This is a genomic window from Micromonospora haikouensis (genome assembly GCF_900091595.1).
Lineage (GTDB): Bacteria > Actinomycetota > Actinomycetes > Mycobacteriales > Micromonosporaceae > Micromonospora > Micromonospora haikouensis.
Window position 1 is genome coordinate 94,867 of the sequence record NZ_FMCW01000013.1, and the last position, 24,257, is coordinate 119,123.

General features: G+C 74.8%; 22 protein-coding genes and 2 pseudogenes. 14 read left to right on the top strand and 10 right to left on the bottom strand.

What is annotated here, in order from left to right; translation table 11 throughout:
• Positions 1-91: 91 nt before the first annotated feature.
• Both GA0070558_RS15100 and GA0070558_RS15105 read left to right on the top strand, forming a co-directional pair.
• On the top strand, positions 92-2,236 hold the full coding sequence (locus tag GA0070558_RS15100) for an ATP-binding SpoIIE family protein phosphatase (RefSeq protein WP_091280015.1): 2,145 nt from the start codon (positions 92-94) through the stop codon (positions 2,234-2,236).
• Between the two features lie 139 nt (positions 2,237-2,375).
• Entirely contained in the window at positions 2,376-3,656 is a 1,281-nt protein-coding gene (locus GA0070558_RS15105) for a cation:proton antiporter (protein WP_091280019.1), read from the top strand.
• Positions 3,657-3,754: 98 nt separating this feature from the next.
• Here GA0070558_RS15105 and GA0070558_RS15110 read toward each other — a convergent pair whose 3' ends face one another.
• Positions 3,755-4,717 (bottom strand): NAD(P)/FAD-dependent oxidoreductase, encoded by a 963-nt coding sequence (locus GA0070558_RS15110; protein WP_091280023.1) that lies wholly within the window; start codon positions 4,715-4,717, stop codon positions 3,755-3,757.
• 50 nt (positions 4,718-4,767) lie between these two features.
• Here GA0070558_RS15110 and GA0070558_RS15115 point away from each other — a divergent pair, with 50 nt between their 5' ends.
• Together GA0070558_RS15115 and GA0070558_RS15120 are read left to right on the top strand one after the other, a co-directional pair.
• Positions 4,768-5,349, top strand: a complete 582-nt coding sequence (locus GA0070558_RS15115; RefSeq protein ID WP_077937202.1) for a helix-turn-helix domain-containing protein — start codon at positions 4,768-4,770, stop codon at positions 5,347-5,349.
• Between the two features lie 120 nt (positions 5,350-5,469).
• Entirely contained in the window at positions 5,470-6,855 is a 1,386-nt protein-coding gene (locus GA0070558_RS15120; protein ID WP_091280026.1) for a glycoside hydrolase family 6 protein, read from the top strand.
• Positions 6,856-6,986: 131 nt separating this feature from the next.
• On the opposite strand, the gene GA0070558_RS15125 is transcribed toward GA0070558_RS15120, so the two are convergent.
• Together GA0070558_RS15125 and GA0070558_RS15130 are read right to left on the bottom strand one after the other, a co-directional pair.
• Positions 6,987-7,766, bottom strand: coding sequence for an SDR family NAD(P)-dependent oxidoreductase (locus tag GA0070558_RS15125; RefSeq protein ID WP_091280030.1), 780 nt, complete (start codon positions 7,764-7,766; stop codon positions 6,987-6,989).
• A complete protein-coding gene (locus GA0070558_RS15130; RefSeq protein ID WP_091280033.1) occupies positions 7,766-9,646 on the bottom strand; it encodes a glycoside hydrolase family 15 protein in 1,881 nt (626 codons plus the stop codon). Before GA0070558_RS15130 ends, GA0070558_RS15125 begins: the two co-directional genes overlap by 1 nt.
• Positions 9,647-9,866: 220 nt before the next feature.
• Here GA0070558_RS15130 and GA0070558_RS15135 point away from each other — a divergent pair, with 220 nt between their 5' ends.
• On the top strand, positions 9,867-10,334 hold the full coding sequence (locus GA0070558_RS15135) for a YflT domain-containing protein (RefSeq protein ID WP_439709603.1): 468 nt from the start codon (positions 9,867-9,869) through the stop codon (positions 10,332-10,334).
• A gap of 406 nt (positions 10,335-10,740) precedes the next feature.
• Here the strand turns inward: GA0070558_RS15135 and GA0070558_RS15140 are convergent, their stop codons facing one another.
• Together GA0070558_RS15140 and GA0070558_RS15145 are read right to left on the bottom strand one after the other, a co-directional pair.
• Positions 10,741-10,950 (bottom strand): DUF397 domain-containing protein, encoded by a 210-nt coding sequence (locus GA0070558_RS15140; protein WP_091280041.1) that lies wholly within the window; start codon positions 10,948-10,950, stop codon positions 10,741-10,743.
• A pseudogene (locus tag GA0070558_RS15145) lies at positions 10,941-11,710 on the bottom strand (helix-turn-helix domain-containing protein). Before GA0070558_RS15145 ends, GA0070558_RS15140 begins: the two are co-directional and overlap by 10 nt.
• Positions 11,711-11,831: 121 nt before the next feature.
• Here GA0070558_RS15145 and GA0070558_RS15150 point away from each other — a divergent pair.
• A complete protein-coding gene (locus GA0070558_RS15150) occupies positions 11,832-12,200 on the top strand; it encodes a hypothetical protein (protein ID WP_256091949.1) in 369 nt (122 codons plus the stop codon).
• A complete protein-coding gene (locus tag GA0070558_RS15155) occupies positions 12,200-12,448 on the top strand; it encodes a flavin reductase (RefSeq protein ID WP_091280047.1) in 249 nt (82 codons plus the stop codon). The genes GA0070558_RS15150 and GA0070558_RS15155 overlap by 1 nt, the downstream gene beginning before the upstream one ends.
• A 143-nt stretch (positions 12,449-12,591) precedes the next feature.
• On the opposite strand, the gene GA0070558_RS15160 is transcribed toward GA0070558_RS15155, so the two are convergent.
• The gene (locus tag GA0070558_RS15160; protein WP_043962858.1) at positions 12,592-13,119 is read right to left on the bottom strand and encodes a GNAT family N-acetyltransferase; all 528 of its coding nucleotides are present in this window, start codon (positions 13,117-13,119) and stop codon (positions 12,592-12,594) included.
• Between the two features lie 147 nt (positions 13,120-13,266).
• Between GA0070558_RS15160 and GA0070558_RS15165 the strand changes: the two genes are divergently transcribed.
• The 3 genes from GA0070558_RS15165 to GA0070558_RS15175 all read left to right on the top strand — a co-directional run bounded on the left by GA0070558_RS15165 (position 13,267) and on the right by GA0070558_RS15175 (position 16,681).
• Positions 13,267-13,746: a MarR family winged helix-turn-helix transcriptional regulator gene (locus GA0070558_RS15165; RefSeq protein ID WP_091280050.1), complete on the top strand. Its 480-nt coding sequence runs from the start codon at positions 13,267-13,269 to the stop codon at positions 13,744-13,746.
• Between the two features lie 11 nt (positions 13,747-13,757).
• Positions 13,758-14,744, top strand: coding sequence for a pirin family protein (locus GA0070558_RS15170; protein ID WP_077937193.1), 987 nt, complete (start codon positions 13,758-13,760; stop codon positions 14,742-14,744).
• Positions 14,745-15,091: 347 nt separating this feature from the next.
• Positions 15,092-16,681: a phospholipase D family protein gene (locus tag GA0070558_RS15175; RefSeq protein ID WP_091280053.1), complete on the top strand. Its 1,590-nt coding sequence runs from the start codon at positions 15,092-15,094 to the stop codon at positions 16,679-16,681.
• On the opposite strand, the gene GA0070558_RS15180 is transcribed toward GA0070558_RS15175, so the two are convergent.
• Positions 16,630-17,340: an acetoacetate decarboxylase family protein gene (locus GA0070558_RS15180; protein WP_091280055.1), complete on the bottom strand. Its 711-nt coding sequence runs from the start codon at positions 17,338-17,340 to the stop codon at positions 16,630-16,632. The two genes, GA0070558_RS15175 and GA0070558_RS15180, sit on opposite strands and share 52 nt — an antisense overlap.
• A gap of 299 nt (positions 17,341-17,639) precedes the next feature.
• Here GA0070558_RS15180 and GA0070558_RS15185 point away from each other — a divergent pair, with 299 nt between their 5' ends.
• Positions 17,640-18,464: a SigB/SigF/SigG family RNA polymerase sigma factor gene (locus GA0070558_RS15185; protein WP_091280057.1), complete on the top strand. Its 825-nt coding sequence runs from the start codon at positions 17,640-17,642 to the stop codon at positions 18,462-18,464.
• 69 nt (positions 18,465-18,533) lie between these two features.
• Here the strand turns inward: GA0070558_RS15185 and GA0070558_RS15190 are convergent, their stop codons facing one another.
• Genes GA0070558_RS15190 through GA0070558_RS15200 form a run of 3 tightly spaced genes read right to left on the bottom strand, consistent with a single transcriptional unit; the run spans position 18,534 to position 21,325 of the window.
• On the bottom strand, positions 18,534-19,130 hold the full coding sequence (locus GA0070558_RS15190) for a GNAT family N-acetyltransferase (RefSeq protein WP_091280060.1): 597 nt from the start codon (positions 19,128-19,130) through the stop codon (positions 18,534-18,536).
• Positions 19,127-20,653: an APC family permease gene (locus tag GA0070558_RS15195; protein WP_091280062.1), complete on the bottom strand. Its 1,527-nt coding sequence runs from the start codon at positions 20,651-20,653 to the stop codon at positions 19,127-19,129. The genes GA0070558_RS15190 and GA0070558_RS15195 overlap by 4 nt, the downstream gene beginning before the upstream one ends.
• A gap of 45 nt (positions 20,654-20,698) precedes the next feature.
• Positions 20,699-21,325, bottom strand: a complete 627-nt coding sequence (locus tag GA0070558_RS15200; protein WP_077937187.1) for a GOLPH3/VPS74 family protein — start codon at positions 21,323-21,325, stop codon at positions 20,699-20,701.
• 144 nt (positions 21,326-21,469) lie between these two features.
• On the opposite strand from GA0070558_RS15200, the gene GA0070558_RS15205 reads away from it, so the two are divergent.
• The 3 genes and pseudogenes from GA0070558_RS15205 to GA0070558_RS35210 form a co-directional block, all read left to right on the top strand.
• Positions 21,470-22,312, top strand: a complete 843-nt coding sequence (locus GA0070558_RS15205; RefSeq protein ID WP_091280064.1) for a helix-turn-helix domain-containing protein — start codon at positions 21,470-21,472, stop codon at positions 22,310-22,312.
• A gap of 39 nt (positions 22,313-22,351) precedes the next feature.
• Complete coding sequence (locus GA0070558_RS15210) at positions 22,352-22,552, top strand: DUF397 domain-containing protein (protein ID WP_091280068.1); 201 nt, start codon at positions 22,352-22,354, stop codon at positions 22,550-22,552.
• A gap of 30 nt (positions 22,553-22,582) precedes the next feature.
• Positions 22,583-24,088 (top strand): annotated as a pseudogene (locus GA0070558_RS35210) (helicase-related protein); the annotation flags it as partial.
• Positions 24,089-24,257 lie beyond the last annotated feature (169 nt).

Below are 24,257 nucleotides of genomic sequence, written 5' to 3' on the forward strand. Positions count from 1 at the left end.
CGGGCACCGGCCTCCGGCCCCGGGCGGCCGCTCGACGCGGGTCGGCCCCGCGATCGGGCCGTGGGCGGGGCGCTCCGGCTAGGCTGCGGACATGCCAGGCACGGTCGGGCGAGTCCCCACGCCAGCAACGCCCGCCGCGGAGGCGTCCGCGTCCGACGCCGCGGGCGTCGTCACCGGCCGCTCCCGGGCCGCGACGACGGCCGGCCCGCCCCAGCACTGGGACCCGTTGGTACGCGGCGCGGCCGAGCTGATCCTCGCCTCGCCGGTGCCGATGGCGCTGGCCCTCGGCGAGGACCTCCTGCTGTTCTACAACGACGCGTACGCGACGCTCATCGGCGACCGCCACCCCGGCGCGGCGGGCCAGCCGGCCGGCGAGGTCTTCGCCGACGTGTGGGGCGAGCCGGGTGTCGGCGACGCGTTCGAGCGCGCCTACCGGCAGGGCGAGTCGTCGCTGGAGCGGGAGGCGGTGCTCCCGTACGACCGGCAGCACCCCGACGCCCGGGGGCAGGCGGTGTTCACCCGGGGCCACTCCCCGGTGCGCGACAGCGCGGGGCGGATCGTCGGGGTGTTGACCGTGACCGCCGAGACCAGCCAGGTCACCGAGCAGTTGCAGAGCCTCAGCGACGTGGCCGCCGCGCTGGCCGGCACGCTCACCCTGGACGACGTGGCCCGGGTTTCCCTGCGTTACCTGCTCACCGCGTTCGACACCGACCGGGTCACCTTCGGCGTCGACGACGGGGCGGGGTGGCGCACGGTGCGGCGGGTCCGCGGCGAACTGCTGGACGAGGCCGACGAGCGGCTGCCCCCGCTGTGGCGGCGCTCGCCCGCCGACTCCACCGGGCCGCTGATCGTCGCCGCGCGCAGCGGGGTCGCCCAGTTCGTCTCCGACGGGCAGCCGCTGCGGGACATCGCGGTGGACCGGCACGACCAGAAGGTGCGGGCGCTGGCCGCCCAGCCGTTGCGCACGTCGGCGCTGCGCGGCGGGCTCACCGTCGGATACCACGCGGCGCGCGCCTGGTCGGCCGCCGAGCGGGCCCTGCTGGCCGCCTCGGCCGAGCTGATCGGCCAGGCCGCCGAGCGCGCCCGCCGGTTCGAGACCCAGCACGGCACCGCCCAGCTGCTGCAACGCAGCATGCTGCCGGAGCACCTGCCGGACCTGCCCCGGCTGCGGATCGCCGCCCGCTACGACGCCGGTGTCGACGGCAACGCCGCCGGTGGCGACTTCTACGACGCGTTCCTGCTGCCCAGCGGCGAGCTGGGCGTCGTCCTCGGCGACGTGGCGGGGCACGACGTGCAGGCGGCGGCCCGGATGGGCCAGGTCCGCGCGGCGCTGCGCGCGCTGGCCCTGACCGACCCCCGGCCCGACGCCGTGCTCGCCGGGCTGGACCGCCTCGTGGGCAGCCTCGGCGCCGAGACGGGCAGCCAGGAGCTGTTCGTGACGGTGGTGTTCGGGGTGGTCGACGCGCAGCGGGAGCGGCTCACGCTGGCCAGCGCCGGGCACCCCGCGCCGCTGGTGCGCCGGGGCGGGCCCGGCGGGGAGCCCGTGGCGGAATACCTGGACGTGCCGCCCGGCGCCCCGCTCGGGCTGGGCTGCGCCCCGTGCACCACCACCGTCCGCTTCGCCCCCGGCGACACCCTGCTGTTGTTCAGCGACGGCGTGGTCGAGCGGCGGCGGCAGAGCCTCGTCGCGGGGCTGGACAGCCTGGCCGCCGCTGTGGCGGGGGCGGCCAGCGGCGATCCCCGGGCGCTGTGCGCGGTGGCGACGGCGGCCGTCGCCGGGGCCACGGAGGACGACGTGGCGGTGCTGGCCGTGGAGCACGCGCTGATCCCCAGCCGTTCGGCGAGCATGGAGGTGCCGGCGGAGCCGACCGCGCCGAGCCGGGTGCGGCACTGGATGACCGCCCAGCTCACCGACTGGCAGGTGCCCGAGGCGGTGGTCGGCGCCGCGGTGCTGTGCACCAGCGAGCTGACGACCAACGCGCTGCTGCACGCCGGCACCGCCGCCCGCGTCGAGATCGACCTCAGCCCGGAGCGGCTGTTGGTGTCGGTGGCCGACTCGGGCACCCGGGGCACCGTGACCCGGGCCCGCACCGACACGTTGAGCAGCCGGGGCCGGGGTCTCGGCCTGATCGAGCAGCTCAGCGACGCCTGGGGCACCGACCCGACGGTCCGTGGCTCGACGGTCTGGTTCGAGATCCTCATCCCGGCCGGGCACCGCGAAACCCCGTCCGGGTAGGGCCGCGGGGGGCGCGCCACCGCTGCCGTGGCGCGGCGCGGCGCATCGATTGCGGCGGGCACGCTTACGGCGGCCGTCCACGGGGCAAGGTCCGTCACCACTCGCCCGCATCTCGCGGGCGGGGCGGAAGGGTGGTGCCGTGGAGCCGGTAGACGTCGCGTTCGCGGTGGTGGGGCTGGGTGCCCTGCTCGCCGGGATCCTCCCCCGGGTGCTGGAGCGCCGGCCCCTGTCGATGCCGATCGCGTTCCTCGGCCTGGGCATGCTGATCTTCATCCTGCCGACCGGGCTGCCCGACCCGGATCCGCTGGAGCACTCCGAGATCGCCACCCACCTCACCGAGATCGGCGTGATCGTGGCCCTGATGGGCGCCGGGCTGAAGATCGACCGCCCGCTGAGCTGGGCCAGATGGTCGTCCACCTGGCGGCTGCTGGCGATCGCGATGCCGCTGTGCATCGCGGCGGTGGCGCTGCTGGGCTGGTGGTGGGCGGGGCTGGTGCCGGCCGCCGCGCTGCTGCTCGGCGCGGCGCTCGCCCCGACCGACCCGGTGCTCGCCTCCGACGTGCAGGTCGGCGAGCCGACCGACGTGGAGGACTCCGAGGACGAGGTGCGGTTCGCGCTGACCAGCGAGGCCGGCCTCAACGACGGCCTGGCCTTCCCCTTCGTGTACGCGGCCATCGCCATCGCCACCGCCGGGCTCGCCCCGCGCGAGTGGTTCGTCGACTGGTTCACCGTCGACGTGCTCTACAAGCTGGCCGTCGGCGTCGGCGGGGGCCTGACGGTCGGCTGGCTGCTCGGCAAGCTGTTCTTCCGGGCCCCGAGTCAGTTGCGGCTGGCCCGCCACGCCGAGGGGTTCCTGGCGCTGGCCGCGACGTTCCTGGCGTACGGGCTGGTGGAGGTCGTGGGCGGCTACGGCTTCCTGGCCGTGTTCGTGGCGGCGCGGGCGATCCGGGCGGCCGAGCGCACCCACGAGTTCCACTCGGTGCTGCACGACTTCGCCGAGCAGGTCGAGCGGCTGCTGACGGTCCTGTTGCTGCTGTTGTTCGGCGGCGCGGTGGTCGGCGGGCTGCTCGCCCCGCTGACCTGGCCGGCGGCGTTGGTCGGGCTGGCGCTGGTCTTCGTGGTCCGGCCGCTGGTCGCCTGGTTGTCGCTGCGCGGCGCGCCGGGCCGGCCGGCGGAGCACTGGGTGATCTCCCTGTTCGGCATCCGGGGCGTGGGCTCGTTCTACTACCTGGCGTACGCGACGACGAAGGCCGACTTCCCGCAGGCGGAGCTGCTGTGGGCGACGGTCGGCCTGGTGGTGATCGTGTCGGTGGTGGTGCACGGGGTGGCCGCCACCCCGGTCATGCAGCTCCTCGACCACGAAGGCGAACGCACCGGCTCCCCCACCTCCCGCGATCTTGCACTTACGGCCCGGGAATAACGGGCATAAGCCCCGCTCCAGGGGCCGCAACTGCAAGATCGCCGGGGGTGGGTGGGGGTCCGGGGGCAGGGGGCAGGGGGCAGGGGGCAGGGGCAGGGTCAGGGGGTCAGGCGGGCGGTCAAGGCCCGGCCGAGGTCGTGGCCGGAGCGCCAGGCGCTCTGGATGCGGGGCTCGCCGAAGGCGTCCCCGGCCAGGCCGATGCCGTCGGCGTCGAGGTGGTACGTGCCGTCGCCGGCCCGGTCGACGGGCTTCGCGTACGTCCAGCGGTGCACGTGCACGTGCTCGGCGCGGTCGGGCAGGCCGAGCAGGTCGCGGACGGCCTCCTCGATGGCCCGTGCGGCCCCGGTGGGCTGGGCGAGGTGCCCGGCGGCGAACTCGGGCGTGGTGTGCGCGACCAGCACCGGGGCGCGGTCGCCGCGCCGGTCGCCGTCGTCGCAGACGAGGTTGAGCAGCGGGTGGTCGTTGACGAACGCGCCCCGGAAGTCGGGCCAGGACCGGGCCGGGAAGCGCAGCACCCCGCTGAGCGTCGGCGACCACCGCTGCGCCTGCACGGCGGCGGTGGCCGCCTCCAGCGCCGGGTCGAGCAGCAGGGCCGCCTGGGGGCCGGGCACGGCCAGCGCCACGGCGGCGCAGGGCTCGCCGTCGACGGTCGGCCCCGGCTCGACGCCGAGCACCAGCCGTTCGACGACGACGGGCAGGTCGGCGGCCAGGTGCTCGACCAGGGAACGCAGCCCGCGCGGGGCGGCCCAGCGCATCGGCCCGGGGACCTCCCGCCGGCCGGCGGCGGAGTAGGCGACGAAGGTGTCGGTCCATTCCCGGGCCAGCCCGGCGGCCGCCCAGCCGCGGACCACCTCGGCGAAGCCGGGATCGCTCACGGTGAAGTACGCCGCGCCGAGGTCCGCCGGTCGCCCGTCGAACCGCTTGCTGGCCATCCGGCCGCCCGGCACCCGGCCGCGCTCGCGGACCTGGACGGGGATCCCCGCCCGGTGCAGCTCGGCGGCGCAGGCCACCCCGGCGATGCCCGCCCCGACCACCACGACGCGCGCCCGGTCCACTCCCATCCGTTGATCGTAGGGGGTGGGGCGGCTCGACGGTCTGGCAAGCTCGTGGGGTGACCGACGACCTGGATCGGGCGCTCGCCGGGGTCGGGCCCCGGCTGCGGGCGCTGCGCCGGCAGCGCGAGACGACGCTGGCCGAGCTGTCGGCGGCGACCGGCATCTCGGTGAGCACCCTGTCCCGGCTGGAGTCCGGTGCCCGCCGGCCGACCCTGGAGCAGTTGCTTCCTCTGGCGCGGGCGCACGGGGTGACGCTCGACGACCTGGTGGGCGCCCCGCCGACCGGGGACCCGCGCATCCACCTGCGCCCCGTCACCCGGCACGGCATGATCATGTTGCCGCTGACCCGCCGGGCGGGCGGCATCCAGGCGTACAAGCTGGTGATCCCGGCGGGCGGCGGGCGCCGGGAGCCGGATCCGCAGACCCACGAGGGCTACGAGTGGCTGTACGTGCTCAACGGCCGGCTGCGGATGGTGCTGGGCGAGCGGGACCTGGTCCTCTCCCCCGGCGAGGCGGCCGAGTTCGACACCCGCGTCCCGCACTGGTTCGGGGCCGCCGACGCCGGGCCGGTGGAGTTCCTCAGCCTGTTCGGCAGCCAGGGCGAGCGGGCCCACCTGCGCGCCCGCCCGAAGGCGTGACCCGGAAACCGATCGAACAACGTCACAGGGTCTTCACATGCTGGCAATGGACGCGTACCTTGTCGAGAAAGCGTGGGAGCGCTTCCACGCATAAACATCGATCCGTGGAGGACGACGCCCATGCGAAGCAGACCGGCGCTCGCGGCCGTGGCCGCCGGCGCGACCGCACTCACCGCCGCCACCGTCGCGGTCGGCCTGCTCGGGGCCACCCCCGCCGCCGCCGCCGACTCCGCGTTCTACGTCGACCCGCAGGCCAGCGCCGCCCGCTGGGTCGCCGCCAACCCCGGCGACTCCCGGGCCGCGGTGATCCGGGACCGGATCGCGAGCGTGCCGCAGGGCCGCTGGTTCACCACCACCAACACCTCGACCGTACGCTCCGAGGTGGACCAGTACGTCGGTGCCGCCGCCGCGGCCGGGAAGATCCCGATCATGGTGGTCTACAACATCCCCAACCGCGACTGCAGCGGGGCCAGCACCGGCGGCGCGCCCAGCCACTCCGCCTACCGGCAGTGGGTGGACCAGGTCGCCGCCGGCCTGGCCGGGCGGCCCGCCACGATCGTGCTGGAGCCGGACGTCCTGCCGATCATGACGAACTGCCAGAACTCCAGCCAGCAGGCCGAGACGCGGGCGTCGATGGCGTACGCCGGCAAGAAGCTCAAGTCAGGCTCGTCCCAGGCGAAGGTCTACTTCGACGCGGGCAACTCGGCGTGGCTCGCCCCCGCCGAGATCGCGTCCCGCCTCAACGGGGCCGACATCGCCAACAGCGCCGACGGCATCTCGCTGAACGTGTCGAACTACCGCACCACGGCCGAGTCCGTGTCGTACGCCAAGCAGGTCATCGCCGCCACCGGCGTGTCCCGGCTGAAGGCCGTGATCGACACCAGCCGCAACGGCAACGGCCCGCTCGGCTCCGAGTGGTGCGACCCGCCGGGGCGGGCGATCGGCACGCCGAGCACCACCGCCACCGGCGACTCGTCGATCGACGCGTTCCTGTGGGTGAAGCTGCCCGGCGAGGCGGACGGCTGCATCGCCGCCGCCGGCCAGTTCGTCCCGCAGCGGGCCTACGACCTGGCGATCGCCGCCGGCCCGCTCCCGACGACCGCCCCGCCGACCACCGCCCCGCCCACGACCGCCCCGCCGACCACCCCGCCCCCGACCACCGCGCCGCCGACGACGAACCCCCCGGCCGGCGGGTGCACGGTCACCTTCACCCCGAACGCGTGGACCGGCGGGTTCACCGCCGAGCTGCGGATCACCAACGGCGGAGGCGCGCTCAACGCCTGGTCGCTCAGCTTCGGCTTCCCGGCAAGCGCCGGGGTGCGGCTGTCCAGCGGCTGGAACGGCGAATGGAGCCAGAGCGGCGACACGCTCCTCGTCCGCAACGTGGCCTGGAACGGCAACCTGCCGGCCAACGGCACGGTGAGCGTCGGGTTCCAGGGCACCTTCTCCGGGTCCTCGCTGCCCGCCCCCAGCGGCTTCACCCTCAACGGCTCCCGCTGCAACTGAGCAACAAGGAAGGGCCCCCTGTTAACGCCTCCGGTATAGCAGGGTCCCCTTCTCACCACCACCGGGCCCCGGCCGCCGCGCGAGAAGCGCGGGGGCCGGGGCCCGGACCCGTCGGGCGGGGGCCACGCCGCTCAGGCGCCCTGGCCCTGGTTCTGCATGAGCCCGCCGTCCATGAAGTACGTCGACCCGGTCACGTAGTCGGCGTCGTCGCTGGCCAGGAAGACGGCCAGCCGGCCGATCTCCTCGGGCTCGGCGGCCCGCTTCCACGGGATCGACTGCACCTGCTCCTCCAGGTAGGCCGGGTCGTCGATGGCCTTCTGGTTGAACGGGGTGAGCACCATCCCGGGCCCGATGTTGTTGACGTTGAGGTGCATCGGGGCGACCTCCAGCGCGAGGCTCTTGGCGAACTCCAGCAGCGCCCCCTTGCTGGTGTCGTAGTCCGAGCCGCCGGCGCGGGCCACCTCCTGGTGGATCGACGTGATGTTGATGATCTTCCCGTGTCCGCCCTGGTCGCGGCGGTGCTGGACGAACCGCCGGGAGCAGAAGAAAGCCCCGTACACGTTGGTCCGGATCGCCCGGTCCCACGTCTCGGTGTCCAGGTCCGCCACCGGGATGCCGGAGGCATCGACCCCGGCGTCGTTGATCAGCACGTCGAGGCTGCCGAACTCGGCGATGGCCGCGTCGAACATCGCCTCGACGTCCTGCTCGTCGGTGATGTCGCAGCGCATCACCACCGCCCGCTGGCCAGCCCGCTCCACCCGGTCCCGGGTGTGCTCGGCCCCCTGCCGGTCGTGCAGGTAGTGCACCACCACGTCGGCGCCCTCGCGGGCGAACTCGATGGCACTGGCCTGCCCGATCCCCGAGTCCGAGCCGGTGATCAGGGCCGTCCTCCCGTCGAGCCGTCCGGTCATCAGCGTGCTCCCTCCGGTCGTGCCGTGCCCGTCGGCACGGTCTGGCGCGGGCGGTCCGCACCCGTTGCACGTCGCCGCCCATCGGCGTCGGCGTCGGCTTGTCTCCGGGCGGCCGTCGCCTCCGTCAGGTGCCCGGCGGCGTTGATCAGCCCGATGTGCGAGAACGCCTGCGGGAAGTTGCCGAGCTGCTCACCGGTGGTCTGGTCGATCTGCTCGGCGAACAGGCCCAGGTCGTTGACCCGCCCGGCGAGGGACTCGAACAGCCGCTCGGCCCGGTCCACCTCGCCGGCCAGGGCCAGGCAGCCGACCAGCCAGAACGAGCAGATGACGAAGCCCGCCGGGTCGCCGTCCCACCGCCGCAGCAGGCCGTCGTGGGACAGCCGCGCCTCGACGACGTCGATGGTGGCGCGCATCCGGGGGTCGTCGGCGGGCAGGAAACCCACCAGCGGCATGAGGAGCACCGAGGCGTCCAGGTCGGGAGAGTCGAAAGCCCCGGTGTACGCGCCGACGCGCGCGTTCCAGCCCCGCCGCAGCACCGCCGCGCGGACGGCGTCGCGGGCGTCCGCCCAGCGGGCCACGTCGGCGTCGTCGCCGAGGCGGGGCCCGAAACGCACCGCCCGGTCCAGGGCGGTCCAGCACTGCACCTTCGACGACACGTAGTGCCGCTCGGCGTCGCGGGCCTCCCACATCCCGGCGTCGGGGAGGTGCCAGTCGGCGACCGCCTGATCCGCCAGGGCGCGCAGGAGCTGGTGCACCTCCGGGTCCATCGGGTCGAGATAGTGGCGCATCAGCCACGCCGCGTCGAGGACCTCCCCGAGCACGTCGGTCTGCCGCTGCCGCCACGCGTCGTTGCCGACGAAGACGGGCCGGCTGTCGGCGTACCCGGCGAGGTGGTCGAGCCGATGCTCGGTGAGGTCCCGCTCCCCCTCGACGCCGTACATGATGGGCACCGGCTGGTTGCCGATGCGGCCCATCGCCCGCGCCACCCAGGCGAACTGCCGGTTCGCCTCGTCGGGGCAGGCCGCCCGCCACAGCGCCCGCAGGGTCAGGCTGAAGTCCCGCACCCAGACGAAGCGGTAGTCGTAGTTGCGGTCGCCGCCCAGCTCCTCCGGCAGCGAGGTGGTCGCCGCCGCGACGATCGCGCCGCTGGGCTGGTACGTCATGCCCTGCACGACCAGCGCGCTGCGCCGCACCGGCTCCGGATAGCGGCCCTGGTACGGGTGCAGCCCCGCCCACGAGCGCCAGCCGGCCGCCGCCTCGGCCACCGTCGCCGCCGCGTCCGGCGTCACCGGGTCCCCGCCGTCGTACGTCGGGGCGTACCCCAGGGCGAAGCCGTAGGACTCGCCGGCGCGGACGGTGAACGTGGCGGTGGCCTCGCTCTCGCCGCAGGTCAGCGGCACGTCGCCGCGCAGCCGCAGCTTCGCCGCCCCGGCGGTGGCATCGAGCCCCCCGGGGTGCGCGACCAGGTAGGCGGCGACCCGGCCGTACTCGAAGCGGGGCCGGTAGGTCAGCCGCACCGGCACCGCGCCGGAGACACCCTCCACCAGCCGGGCGAGGACACGCGGCGAGCGCCGGCCGATGTCGTGGCCGCGCGCGCCGGGCTCCAGCGCGAGCGCGTCGGTCACCGCGACCGACCCGCCGTCGGTGGTGAAGACGGTACGCAGCACCAGCGTGCCGTCCAGGTAGGAGCGTTCGCTGGTGAAGCCGCCCTCGGGGCGGATCGACCAGTGCCCCGCGTCGTCGTCGAGCAGACGGCCGAAGACCGACGGGGCGTCGAAGCGCGCCGGGCACCACCAGTTGACCGAGCCGGCCCGGTCGACCAGGGCCGCACTGCGGCCGTCGGCCAGGAAGCCGTGTTCGCTGATCCGTCCGCTGTCCACGCCGGTGCCTACCCGGCCGGGCCGAGCAGCATTCGCCACCGGCGGCGACGTTACCGCTCGCCGGCCGGGGGAAGGCGGGTGGTCGACGAAGGAGGACACGATGACCAGACCCACGACTTCGACTGCGGCCTGGCAACCCGGAATGCCGGGCGCGAACAACCTCCCGTACGGCCCGGCGGGCCGACCCGCCGCGCCCGGTGGCGACGGCCACGGCCCGCAGATGGGCCCGCCGACGGTGACGATCGGCACGTATCCGGACTATCCGTCCGCCCAGCGGGTGGTGGACTATCTGGCCGACAACCGGTTCCCGGTGGAGCACACCGCCATCGTGGGGACGAACCTGACCCTCGTCGAGACGGTGCTCGGCCGGCTGACCACGGGCCGCGCGGCCCTGATCGGCGCGGGCACGGGCGCCTGGTTCGGCCTGTTCATCGGCCTGCTGTTCGGCATCTTCACCGCCGGCAGCTGGATCGCGGTGATCCTGGTCGGGCTGGTGATCGGCGCGATCTGGGGTGCCGTATTCGGCGCGGTGGCGCACGCGATGAGCGGCGGCCAACGCGACTTCACCTCGGCGAGCGCGCTGCGCGCCGCCCAGTACGCGGTCACCGTCGACGCCGGCGTGGCCGACCAGGCCCGGCAGCTGCTGGGCCGGATGCACATGACGCCGACGGGCGCGACCGCCCGCTGAGCGGTGACCTGAGCGGTGACCTGACCGCCCACCGGCGGCCCCGGGGACTCCCCGGGGCCGCCCGGCGCCCGGGGGCGGACCGGCGCCCGGGGGGCCAGCCGGCGCCCGGGGGGCCAGCCGGCGCCCGGGGGGCCAGCCGGCGCCCGGGGGGCCAGCCGGCGCCCGGGGGCGGACCGGCGCCCCGCCCGGCGGGCCGGCGTCCGCCTGCCAGGCCGGTGTCCGGGGCGGGGCCGGCGTCTGGCAGGCCGCCCCGCCCATGATCGACTCCATGTCGGCGACATGGCGGTATCCGAGCGACCCGGATACCGCCATGTCGCCGACATGACGCGCCGGCCCGGGGCGGGCCGAGGCCAGGGCGGGCCGAGGCCAGGGCGGGCCGAGGCCAGGTGGAGCGGGGCAGGCCGGGTCAGCCGGCGCGCCCCGCCCGCGCGACGGAACCCGTCCGCGCGACGAAGCCGCGCCACGCGGCGGGCGCGAAGGTGAGCGTCGCGCCGGCCCGGTCCTTGCTGTCCCGCACCAGCACCACGCCGGGCAGGTTGTCGGCGACCTCGACGCAGTCGCCGCCGTTGCCGCTGCTGCGGGTGCTCGTGCGCCACCGCGCGCCAGTCAGATCCATGCTTTCGCCATCTCCCCGAGTAGGTCGGCCGATTGCCAGTGGGAGAGCGCCTCGCCGCGCACGTTCTCCCAGACGGTCAGCAGGGCCGCGATGTCCTCCGGGTCGGTGACGAGCTGCCCGTCGAGCTGGGTGTCCACATAGCCCGCCGGCCGCAGCTCCGGCCCCACCGCGAGCACGAACGGACCGTTGAGCCCAGCGTACGCGCGACCGTCGCCGGCACGACGTGCACGCGGACGTGCGGGGCCGCGCAGGCCGCCACCAGGGCATCCAGCTGCCCGCGCATCGTCTCCGGCCCGCCGACGGGGCGGCGCAGCGCCCCCTCGTCGATGACCGCCGTGAGGCGGGGCGGGTCGTCGCGGCGCAGGATCTCCTGGCGGGCCAGCCGGTTGGCGAGGTGCTGCTCGACGTCGCCCGGGGCGATCAGGCCCGTGCCGCCGAGCACCGCGCGGGCGTAGGCCTCCGTCTGGAGCAGGCCCGGCACCACCATCGACTGGTACGACCGCAGCGACACCGCCTCCCGCTCCAGCTCCTGCCACGGCCGGAACCACGCCATGGGGTAACGACGTCTCGATGTGTCCGGCCAGATGTCCCGAATGGGCTGGCCGAGCGCCTCGGCCGCCGCCAGCCGGTGCCGGGCGTGGGGTATGCGGTCCTCGTTCAGCCACCGGGCGACGGTCTTGCGGTCGACGCCCAGCCGGGCGGCGAGCGACTCGATCGAGTGCCCGCTGTCGCGCAGGGCGAGGCGCAACGCATCGTTCATGGTCTCCCCCGTGGTCGTGTGGGATGTCTGGGCACCATAGCCAGCACGGGCTGTTCGTGTCCGCTTACACACGGCAAGTTGGGGTGTCGAAGGGCGCGGATCGACGGGACCGGGAGACGCCATGACACACCACACAGGACGCGAGCCGGGGTCGGTCGCGCCAGAGCGGCTCGACGCGGGGGAGGCGGCGTCTGCGGTGCGCCCCACTGACGTGCCGGTCGACCTGGAGCTGCACTGCGCGGGGCGGCCCGCCTGGCGGTGCACGCACGATGGCGAGCCGTTCCCCTGCCCGACCTGGCGGGCCCTGCCCCTGGACGACAGCCTGCGCGCCGTCCTGCTGGCGGCGTTCACCCTGTTCCTCCGCCCGGCGATCCGCGACCTGCGGGGGCACCCCGACGGGCCGACCCCGCCGGAGATCGTCCGACGTTTCCTGTGGTTCCTGCCGGTCACCGACGAGGAGGCGCGCGCCGTCGCGCTGCGGTACCGCTGATGCCGCGCCCGCGCCCCCACCTGCCGGTACGCCCCGTGTGGCTGTGCGGGCGCTGCGGCGCCCCGTGGCCCTGCGGCGCGGCCCGACTGTCGCTGCTGTCCGAATACCGGGGCGACCGCACCTCGCTGCTGGTCTACCTCGCGGTGCTGCGGGAGGAGGCGAGGGAGCACCTGACCGCCCTGCACCCGGCCACCCCGCCCGGCGACCTGACCGACCGCTTCCTCACCTGGGCCCGCGCCCGCCCCTGACCGATCCTGGCCCGCCCCGGCGATGATCGACTCCATGTCGGCGACATGGGGGCATCCGGACCCCCGGGACACCCCCACCTGCCCGACATGAGCCGGCCACCCGCCCAGCTCACCCCCGGCGGGCCGGCCCCCGGGTGGGCCGGTCAGGGGTCGGTGGCCAGGCGGGCGTGCAGGTGCTCGTCGTGGCGGCGGCCGTCGCCGTAGCGGTGCGACTCGCGCAGGGTGCCTTCGAGGGGGTAGCCCGCCCGTTCGGCGACCCGGCAGGAGGCGGGGTTGGCCACCGCGTGGAACAGCTCGACGCGGTGCAGGCCGAGCATGGCGAAGCCCCAGCCGGTGAGCCGCCGGACGGCGGCGGTGGCCACGCCCCGCCCCCGGGCGGCGGGGACGGTCCAGTAGCCGATGTTGGCGTGGCCGCCGCCGATGCCGCTCAGCGACACCGAGCCGAGCAGCGCGGTGTCGCCGGGGTCGGCGACGGCGAGGGAGGCGTGGTCCCCGGCGGACCAGTCGGCCCGGCGGCGTACCCACTCGCGCGCCCGCGCCTCGTCCATGTCGCCCTGCGGGTTCCAGGTCGTCACGGCCGGGTCGCGCAGGGCGGCCAGCACCGCGGGGGCGTCGGCCGCGCGCCAGGGGCGCAGCAGCACCCCGGGGGCGGCCAGGCGTACGTCGTCCATGGTCCAGCAGTCTGTCAGCCCCCGCCCGGGGCCGCCGGACGTTTCTCCTTCAAATCCGAAGCGAGGTCCTACAGGCACGGAAAGTAGCGCAGCTCACCCCCAACTCGGAGCACTTGTCAAAATTTGAAAGAGTGCTACTGTTGCGGCATGACGGAGAGCCTGGACAGCGAGCGGATGGCCTGCTGGCGGGCCTACATCGAGTCGAGCCAGCGGCTGTTCACCCAGATCGAGGACGACCTGCGGGCCGACAGCGAGCTGAGCTTCGCCGACTACCACGTGCTGGTGCTGCTCTCCGAGGCGCCGGGGCAGCGGAGACGCATGGGCGAGCTGGCCGGTCGACTGGTCTTTTCGCCCAGCCGGCTGACGTACCAGATCACCACCATGCAGAAGCGCGGCCTGGTGGCCCGGCAGTCGTGCGCCGAGGACGGGCGCGGCAGCGAGGCGGTGCTCACCGCCGCCGGGCTGCTGGCGCTGCGCGAGGCCGCGCCGCACCACCTGCGCTCCGTGCGCGCCCACCTGATGGACGACCTCGACGACGCCGAGGTCGCCTGCCTGACCCGGGTCTTCGAACGCCTCGGCCGGCGGCTGCGCGCCGACCGCGACGCCTCGTCCACCCATAGCGAGTAAAGGAGTTCGAGATGCCCGCCATCACGGTCGACGACGTTCTTGTCCTGCCCCGCCTGCCCCGGCTCGACGAGTCCACCCGCTACCGCCCGGTCCGCAAGCTGACCACCGCCCCCAGCGGCTACGAGGGCGAGGGCTTCCCCGTCCGCCGGGCCTTCGCCGGGGTGCCGATGCACGAGCTGGACCCGTTCATCCACCTCGACCAGATGGGCGAGGTCGATTATGCCCCGGGCGAGCCGAAGGGCACCCCGTGGCACCCGCACCGGGGCTTCGAGACGGTGACCTACATGATCGACGGGATCATGGACCACCAGGACACGCTCGGCGGCGGCGGCACGATCACCGACGGCGACACCCAGTGGATGACGGCCGGCAGCGGCCTGCTGCACATCGAGGCCCCGCCGGAGCACCTGGTGGTCAGCGGCGGCCTGTTCCACGGCCTCCAGCTCTGGGTCAACCTGCCGAGGGTGGCGAAGATGAAGCCGCCGCGCTACCAGGACATCCGCGGCAAGGAGTCGGCGCTGCTCACCACGCCGGACGGCGGGGCGCTGATCCGGGTCATCGCCGGCGAGGTCGCCGGGCACCAGGGGCCGGGCTCGACGCACACCCCGATCACCATCGCCCATGTGACGGTGCAGCCCGGGGCCGAGCTGAGCCTGCCCTGGCGGGCCGACTTCAACGCCCTGGTCTACGTGCTCGCCGGGCGCGGCACGGTCGGCACCGAGCGCCGGCCGTTCCACACCGGGCAGCTCGCCGTCCACGGTCCGGGCGACGCGCTGCGGGTGACCGCCGACGCGACGCAGGACTCGAACGCCCCCGCCCTGGAGCTCTACATCATGGGCGGGCAGCCCATCCGGGAGCCCGTGGCCCATTACGGGCCGTTCGTGATGAACACCCGGGACGAGCTGATCCAGGCGTTCGAGGACTTCCAGGCCGGGCGGCTCGGGGTGGTCCCGGCTGAGCGGCTGCCGCACACCGGCGGGCAGGGCGAGCGCCCCTGACGCGGGCCGTGCCGGGCGTCACCGGGGTTCGTCCCCGGTGACGCCCTTCGGCGTACCCGAAATTGGCTGCCGGTCAGGAGACCGCGAAGATCCCCGCCACCCCCAGCAGCACCATCACCAACACGGCGACGAGCGCCCCCCGCTCGCCCTCCACCGGCTGTTCGTGCTGCTCGGTCATGACATCGGTCGGCTCGGCGGGCATCGTGCGGCCTCCTCGGTGTGCGCTTCGCTTTCTCGGATGTGGCTCCGCGCGGATCGTCGGCCAGGTCACCGGGGGTGCCGGTCGGCGTGCGGACCCGGCGCGGGGGTCCTACGGTGAGGACGTTGTCGACCTCGGGAGCTGGAGCGTGCCGATGCGGGACTGGTTCCTCACCGCGGCCGAACGCGCCAACCCGGTCTCACGGATACCCGTCTGGACGACCGGAAACCTCGCCGAGCCGCTGATTCACGGCTCGGCCTACTTTGACCGGCTGGTCAGCGAGGTGGAGGCGCTGCGGGCCGGCGACCATCTGTTCTTCACCGACTGGCGCGGCGACCCCGACGAGCTGATGCGCCCGGACGGCCCGACCGTCGCCCAGTTGTTCAGCCGGGCCGCCCAGCGCGGGGTGGTGGTCAAGGGCCTGCTGTGGCGCTCGCACCTCGACGCCCTGTCGTTCAGCGAGGCGGAGAACCGCAGCCTCAGCGAGACGATCTGCGCGGCCGGCGGCGAGGTGCTGCTCGACCAGCGGGTCCGCCGGGGCGGCTCGCACCACCAGAAGCTGGTCGTGCTACGCCATCCCGGGGACCCGGAACGCGACGTCGCCTTCGCCGGTGGGATCGACCTGTGCCACAGCCGCCGCGACGACGCCGAGCACCGCGGCGACCGGCAGGCCGTGCTGATGTCGCCCCGGTACGGCGACCACCCGCCCTGGCACGACGTGCAGCTCGCGCTGCGCGGGCCGGTGGTCGGCGCGCTGGACACCACGTTCCGCGAGCGGTGGACCGACCCGATGCCGCTGGACTCGGAGAACCCCCTGGCCTACCTGCGGGACCGGCTGCGCGGGTCGGACCTGCGCCCGGACCCGCTGCCCGACCAGCCGGCCGACCCGCCGCCGTGCGGCCCGCACCGGATCCAGGTGCTGCGCACCTATCCGGCGGTGCGCCCGCGCTACTCCTTCGCCCCCGACGGCGAGCGGACGGTGGCGCGCGGCTACACCAAGGCGGTACGCCGGGCCCGCCGGCTGATCTACCTGGAGGACCAGTACCTCTGGTCGACCGAGGTGGCCGATCTGTTCGCCCGGGCGCTGCGGGACAACCCGGAGCTGCACCTGGTGGCCGTGGTCCCCCGGCACCCCGACGTCGACGGCCGGTTCGCGCTGCCGCCGAACCTGGTGGGGCGGGAGCAGGCGCTGGCGTTGTGCGGGAAGGCCGCGCCCGACCGGGTGCACGTCTTCGACGTGGAGAACCGTGCGGGCGACCCGGTCTACGTGCACGCCAAGGTGTGCGTGGTCGACGACGTGTGGGCCAGCGTCGGCAGCGACAACTTCAACCGCCGCTCCTGGACCCACGACAGCGAGCTGTCCTGCGCGGTGCTCGACGAGACCCGGGACGACCGCGCCCCGCTGGACCCGGCCGGGCTGGGCGACGGGGCCCGCCGCTTCGCCCGGGACCTGCGGCTGCGGCTGTGGCGCGAGCACCTGGACCGGGACCCGGACGGCGGCGAGGACGCCGACCTGCTCGACCCGGCCTCGGCGGTGCGGGCGATCACCTCGGCGGCCGACGCGCTGCAGCGCTGGCACGACTCGGGGCGGGTGGGCCCGCGCCCGCCGGGCCGGCTGCGCCCGCACCGCCCCGAGCGGCTGCCGTGGCACACCCGGGCCTGGGCGCTGCCGGCGTACCGGCTGGTCTACGACCCGGACGGCAGGCCGCTGCGGGCGCGCCGCTCCGGCACCTGGTGAGCGGGCGCGTACCCGCCCGTCCCGCCCGGGTACGCGAAGGAGGCGCGCGGCGAGTAGAAGCCCTCCGTGATGGTCAGCGGGTTGGCCGGGCGCAGCGCGTGGACGGGGTGGTCGGGGTCGAGGAAGTCGACGGACTCCACCTCGAACGGCGTCACCGGTTCGGCCACGTACGGGTGGACGCCGCCGGTCAGCTCGCCGTCGCGGGCGGTCACGTAGCGGTGGTGGCCGCTGCGGATGAGGTGACCGGTGTGGCCGACGTGCACCCGGGTGCGGATCAGCGGGACGCCGTCGACCTCGGTCTGCGCCACCAGCGTGTCGCCGCGCCGCTCCAGCCAGGTGTGCCCGGCCCCGACGGGTGCGCCGCGCGCGGCGGCGTAGCCGCGCATCCGGGGGCTGGAGCAGAGGTAGTGCGTCCACCAGCCGCCCGGGGCGCCCAGGCCGGCGACGCAGATGCCGAGGTAGGTCAGCGAGTACGCGCCGAGGCCGGAGGTCTGGGTCTCGTCGTCGACCACGTACTGGTTCATGAAGACGTGGGGGTCCGCCCCGGCGCGCAGGCCGGCCGGCAGTAGGGCGACGACCGCGTCCAGGGCCGCCGGCAGCCAGCAGAGGTAGACCATGCGGCTGTGCACGACGAGGTGCGGGTCGGCGGGGTCGAGCACGGCGCCTCCGGGCGGGGGAAGGTTCCCCGCGACGCTACGGGCCGTCCCGCGAGCGGGACAACGACGGAAAGCCGACAGTTCGGACCCATAACTGACCGGGAACCGGTAATCACGATCACAGATTCGTACGTTGCTGCCCCTTTTGGGGGTTTCGTCATCGAACACACCTTAAGTACATCGTACTTTCGGCTAGATTTTTGGGAGCCGATCAGGCTAAGGTGAGTCCCGAACGGCCCATCTGAAGCTAAACCAAAGCGTCACGTCTTTTATCCGCGGACGAGGTGCAGGGAGGACCACCCATGACCGCGCCAACGACCAGCGAGCAGACGACCACAGCGCCGGAGACCCCGGCCAAGCTCGACCCGCGTGCGCTCACCGACAGCGCCGCCGATCTGCTCAACGCGATGGCGGCACTGCCCGCCAACCACCCGTCGCGCGCCGCGATGCGGGACCGCGCGATCGAGGCCTGGCTGCCCCTGGCCAACCACCTCGCCCACCGCTACAGCGGGCGGGGCGAGCCGACCGACGACCTCGCGCAGACCGCCGCCGTCGGCCTGATCAAGGCCATCGACAAGTTCGACCCGTCGCGCGGCGTCGACTTCGCCGGCTACGCCATCCCGACCATCATCGGCGAGCTCAAGCGGCACTTCCGCGACCGCACCTGGGACATCCGCGTCCCGCGCCGCCTCCAGGAGCTGCGCCTGGCGATCTCCGACGCCAACAGCTCCCTGCTCCAGACGCTGGGCCGCTCCCCCACGGTCGCCGACATCGCCGCCCACCTCAAGCTCACCGAGGAAGAGGTCCTGGAGGGCCTGGAGGGCGCCCGCGCCTACAACGCGGTGTCGCTGTCCACCCCGACCGGCGACGGCGACCGGGCCACCGAGCTGGGCGACATGCTCGGCGGCGAGGACAACGAGTTCGAGCTGGCCGAGCTGCGGGTCGCCCTCGGCCCGGCGCTCGCCACGCTCGACGAGCGCGAGCAGAAGATCCTCACGCTGCGCTTCTACGGCAACCTGACCCAGTCGCAGATCGCCGAGCAGATCGGCGTCTCGCAGATGCACGTGTCCCGGCTGCTCGCCCGGGCGCTGACCAAGCTGCGGGGCCAGCTCGACGGCACCTACTAGGCCCGCCCGCACGATAGACGAGGGGGCCCGGCGCGCGCGTGCGCCGGGCCCCCTCGCGTGTCGGCTCCTTCAGCCGGTCGTCGCCGGCTCCCGCCACATCGGGAAGAACGGGGTGCCGTCCGGCAGCCGGAAGACCTCCCGGGGCCGGTAGCCGTGCCGGGCGTACAGGTCCCGGCCGATCTCGCTGCTCGCCTCCAGATAGCCGGGCACGCCGTTGGCGTCCAGCCAGGCGTGGTGGTGGCGCAGCAGCGCCGAGCCGATCCCCCGCCCCTGCCGGTCGGGTGTGACCGCGAGGAACGCCAGGTGGTGGTGCCCGTCGTGCGGGTGGCTGGCGGCGAACAGGTCGTCGAGGTGGCGGAACCGGTCGACCCACGCGCCGCACGCGGCGGCCAGCCGGGCGTCGTAGTCCTCCGGTGGTGGGACGTCGTCGCCGGTCTGCGGGAACCACACCGCGACCCCCGACCGGTCGGCCGTGGCGTGCACCTGGCCGTGCGCCATGGCGTGGCCCACCAGGATCTCGAAGTTGCCGGCCAGCACGTCCCGGCGGCGCGTGGCGTCCGGCACGAGCCAGTGGGTCGCCGGCAGCACCAGGAACGCCTCGGCGATCCGCTCGGCCACCAGCCGGGTCTCGGCCGGGCCGAGCCGCTCGATGCGTACGTCGCTCACCTGTGCGCCCCCGCGCCCGTGCGGGCCGGCTCGCCGTCGAAGCCCTGGGCGGCCAGCAGGGTGGCGCTCTCCGCGCCCAGCCCGATCCGGGCGTAGACGTCGGGCCGGCTGTTGCGCAGCACCAGCGCCCAGAGCACGCCGACCAGCGCGGCCACCGGGTACGCGGCCGGGACGGCCCAACGCAGCGCGGAGTCGGGGGCGACGCCGAGCAGGATGGCGAAGTTGTCCACCGCCACCGTGATGATGGCGACCAGCGCCACGGCGGCCAGCCCCGGGGCGATCAGCCGCCGCCACAGGTTCTCCTGCGCCCGGGTGCGGGCGAAGTAGGCCATCACCGCGATCGACGTGGTGGCGATCAGCAGCAGCACGCCGAACCCGCCGCCGGAGCCGGCGTAGTAGAAGAGCTGGAGCACCGGGTCCCAGCCGTTGACCGCGTACAGCACGATCACCAGCAGGCCCAGCACGCTCTGCGCGAGCGAGGCCACCCGGGGCGAGCCGGTGCGCGGCGAGGTCTGCCCGAACGCCGCCGGCAGCACCCGCTCCCGGCCGAGCGCGAACGCGTACCGGGCGGTGGTGTTGTGGAACGAGATCATCGCGGCCAGCACGGAGGTCATGAACAGCGCCTGGCCGATGGTGACGGCGGTGTCGCCGAGGTGCGCCCCGGCCAGGTTGAAGATCAGCTCGACGCTCTGCTCGCCGGCCTGCGCCGAGATCTGGTCCGGCCCGACGGCCACGGTCATCGCCCACGACGACAGGGCGTAGAGCCCGGCGATGATCGCCACCGACAGGTAGGTGGCCATCGGGACCGTGCGCCGGGGATCCCTGCTCTCCTCGCTGAACACCACGGAGGACTCGAAGCCGACGAAGCCGGTCATGGCGAGCACCAGCAGCGCGCCGGCCCCCGGGACGAGCAGGCTGTCGGGGGACAGCGCGGCGAGGCTCACCGAGCCGCCGGCCGGGTGGCCGAGCTGCCCGAGGTCGAACACGAGGATCACCGCGATCTCGGCGACCAGCAGCACCGCCAGGACCATGCCGTTGACGTCGACCCGCAGCAGGCCGAGCACGGCGACCAGGGCCCACGCGACCAGGGCCACCACCCACCAGGCCGGTGACGCGCCGAACAGCCGCTCCAGCACCGGCGTCGCCGCCGCGCCGACCGCGCCGTACAACCCGACCTGGAGCGCGTTGTACGCCAGCAGGGCGACCCACGCCGCGCCGACGCCAGCCGGGCGGCCCAGCCCCCGCGAGACGTACGCGTAGAACGCCCCGGCGTTCTCCACCCGGCGGGCCATCGCCACGTACCCGACGGAGAAGAGGGCGAGGACCGCGCCGACCACCAGGAAGGCCAGCGGCATCCCGGTGACGCCGGTGACGGCGTAGCCGGTGGTGACCACGCCGGCCACCACGGTCAGCGGCGCGGCCGCCGACAGCACGAAGAAGATCACCGACGGCACGCCGAGGCGGCCACGGGCCAGGGCGTCGGAGACGTTGCTCGGTCGTTCGAATGTAGTCGTGGGGGGCATCGACTGCTCCGGTTCGAGGAGGGGGGGGTGAGGGGCCGGCGGCCGTCAGGGCATGCCGCGCAGCACGGCCGCGCCGACGGCGGCCTCGGTGTGCGCGACGAGCTCCTTCAGGGGCGGGGGCAACGCCGGGATGAGAACACTGAGCCGGTGGTGGGCGCGGGGGCCGGCACTCCACAGCACCTCGCGGGTGAGGCCGGCGGCGGAGACCAGGCCGAGCAGCAGCGCGTCCGGCACGGTCGGGGGCTCCGGCCGGTCGAGCAGGGCCCGCAGCCGGGTCGCCGGCCAGGCCACCGCGTTGAGGTCGACCGGGACGTAGCTGACGCTGGTGCGCAGCAGGCGGCGGGTCTCCTGCCGGCGCAGCACGCCGGCACGGGCCAGCCGCTCCGCCACCGAGGTCGCCGCGCTCTGACCGAGGAAGCTCAACCAGGTGCGCACCGACTGGTGCTGGGACTCGCCGACCAACTGGTCCAGGACGGTGTGGGCCAGGGCGTCGGCAGGCGGGCGGCGGTCGACGACGGTCACGTTCCCGGCGGCGACGGTGACCTGTCCGAACAGGACCAACTCGCCGAGCAGGGCCGCCGCCAGGCCGATGCCCGCCGCGCTGGGGTGCAGCTTGGGCTTGCCCCGGCTGTCGTTGTGGGCGATCAGATAGAACTCGTCGGCGGTGAGCACACGAGCCTCCCGAACGGATTGTCCACAACTGATCGACGCCGGGTGAAAGGATGCACGTCAGCGGGTTGCAACGCAACTCCCACTTTCGACAGTTGCACTCCGTGTCCGAACGACCTGGGGATCTTGGCGTGACAGACTCGGAGGGTGACCGCCAGCCCGACCGTCCGCCGTCGTCGTATCGCCCGCGAGCTGCGCCACCTGCGCGAGCGCTCCGGGATGACCCTCGACGTCGCCGCCCGCCAGCTCGACATGTCCAAGAGCAACCTCTCCCGCATCGAGAACGCCCAGATCGGCATCAAGCCCCGCGACGTCCGGGCCGCCCTGGCCCTCTACCAGGTCACCGGGGCCGACGCCGAGGCGCTGATCGAGATCGCCCGGGGCGCGCAGCAGCGCGGCTGGTGGCAGAACTACAGCGACGTCCTCCCCGAGTGGTTCGAGTTCTACGTCGGGCTGGAGGCCGAGGCGGCGTCGCTGCGCACGTACGAGGCCGAGGCCGTGCCCGGCCTGCTCCAGACCGAGGCGTACGCCCGGGCGATCTACCGGCTGACCGCCGGGGAGGAACGCATCGAGCGCAAGGTCGCCGCCCGACTGCGCCGGCAGGACGTGCTGCACCGGGAGAACCCCGTCGAGTTGTCGGTGGTGCTCAACGAGGCGGTGCTGCTGCGACCGGTCGGCGAACCGGCGGCGATGGCCGAGCAGCTGGCCCACATCCACCACGTCGCACAACTACCGAACGTCACGGTGCAGGTACTTCCGTTCGCGGCCGGCGGGCACCCGGCGATGACCACTCCCTACGTCATCCTGGGCTTTTCCGACGACGCCGACGCATCCGTGGTTTACCTGGATAACCTCACGATGGGACTGGCTCTGGAGGAAGCCGATCATGTGTGCGGGTATAGCCTGTTGCACGAGAAGCTGTGCCGGATGGCGCTCAGTCCGGCGGATTCGTTGACCCGCCTGGAGGAGGCTTCTCGTAACTTTGCGTGACCGCATCGCGGCACGCCAGCAGAAGACGAGGTAACGGGGATGACCGCGCTCGACCTGTCCCGGGCGGCCTGGCGGACCAGCAGCCGCAGCAGCGGCAACGGCAACTGCGTCGAGGTGGCCACAGCCGACGGTCGGGTCGCGGTCCGCGACTCCAAGGACCGCGGGGGGCCGGCGCTGGTCTTCGCCCCGGGGGCGTGGGGCGCGTTCGTCGCCGGCCTCGACGCCGTACGCCCCCGCTGACGCCCGGCGGCCCGGTGCGACAGTAGGACGGTGCTCGCCGACGTAACCCTCGACCTGCCGGTCCGCCCCGCGCTGCCGGGGCTGCTCGACGCCCTGCGCGCGGCCGGCGGCGCGGTCCTGGTCGCACCGCCCGGCACGGGGAAGACCACTCTGGCCCCGCTGGCCGTGGCCGGGGCGGTCGCCGGCCGGGTGGTGCTCGCCCAGCCGCGCCGGGTGGCCGCCCGCGCGGCGGCGCACCGGATGGCCGCCCTGCTCGGCGAGCGGGTCGGCGACCGGGTCGGATACGCGGTGCGCGGCGAGCGCCGGGTCAGCGCCGCCACCCGGGTCGAGGTGGTCACCACCGGCCTGCTGGTGCGCCGGCTGCACCGCGATCCGGAGCTGCCCGGCGTCGGCGCGGTGCTCCTCGACGAGTGCCACGAGCGGCAGCTCGACGCCGACCTGGCGCTGGCGTTCACCGCGCAGGCGCGCGAGACCCTGCGCCCGGACCTGTGGCTGCTGGCCATGTCGGCGACCCCGGACGCGGACCGCTTCGCCACGCTGCTCGGCACCGGAGGCATCCCGGCCGAGGTGGTGCGGGCGGAGGCCGCGCTGCACCCGGTGGCCCGGGTCTGGGCCCCGCCGCCCCGCCCGGCCCCCGTGACCGCCTCCGGCCGGGTCGACCCGGCGCTGCTGGACCACGTGGCGGCCACCGTGCGCCGGGCGCTCGCCCAGCACGACGGTGACGTGCTGGTCTTCCTGCCGGGGGTGGGCGAGATCGCCGCCGTGACCGGTCGGCTGGCCGCCCTGCGGGGCACCGTGGACCTGCTGCCGCTGCACGGGCGGCTGCGCGCCGCCGAGCAGGACGCGGCGCTGCGCCCCGCCGGCCGGCGGCGGGTGGTGCTGGCCACCGCCGTGGCGGAGAGCAGCCTGACCGTGCCCGGGGTCCGGGTCGTGGTCGACGCCGGGCTGGCCCGGGTGCCCCGGGTGGACCTGTCCCGGGGGCTGGGGGCGCTGGTCACCGTGCCGGTGTCCCGGGCGGCGGCGACCCAGCGGGCCGGACGCGCCGGCCGGGAGGCACCCGGGCACGTCTACCGCTGCTGGTCGGAGGCGACGCACGCCCGGCTCGCCGCCCAGCCGGAGCCGGAGATCGCCACCGCCGACCTCACCGGCTTCGCCCTGGAACTGGCCGCCTGGGGCGACCCGGACGGCACCGGGCTGGCCCTGCCGGACCCGCCGCCGGCCGCCGCCATGACGGTCGCCCGGGACGCCCTGACCACCCTCGGCGCGCTGGACGCGGCGGGCCGGATCACCGACCGGGGGCGGGCCATCGCCGGGGCCGGGACGCACCCCCGGCTGGCCCGGGCGCTGCTGGACGGCGCGCCGGTGGTCGGCGCGGACCGGGCCGCCGAGGTCGTCGCGCTGCTCGCCGACGACACCGTCGCCGGGCCGGGCGACGACCTCGCCGCCGCGTGGCGGCGGCTGCGGGCGGGCACGGACCCGGTGGCCACCGCCCGCTGGCGCGCCGAGACCCGCCGGCTGCGCGCCGCCCTGCCCACCGGTACGACCGCCCCGACGACCTCAGCGCGCCCCGACGCCCCCGGCCGCGACGGCACGCCCGGACGGGACCGGATCGGCCAGCCGCCGGGGCGCGACCGCACCGACCAGCCGGCGGGCCGGGACCGAACCGACCGCACGCCGGGGCGAGACCGGATCGGCCAGCCGCCGG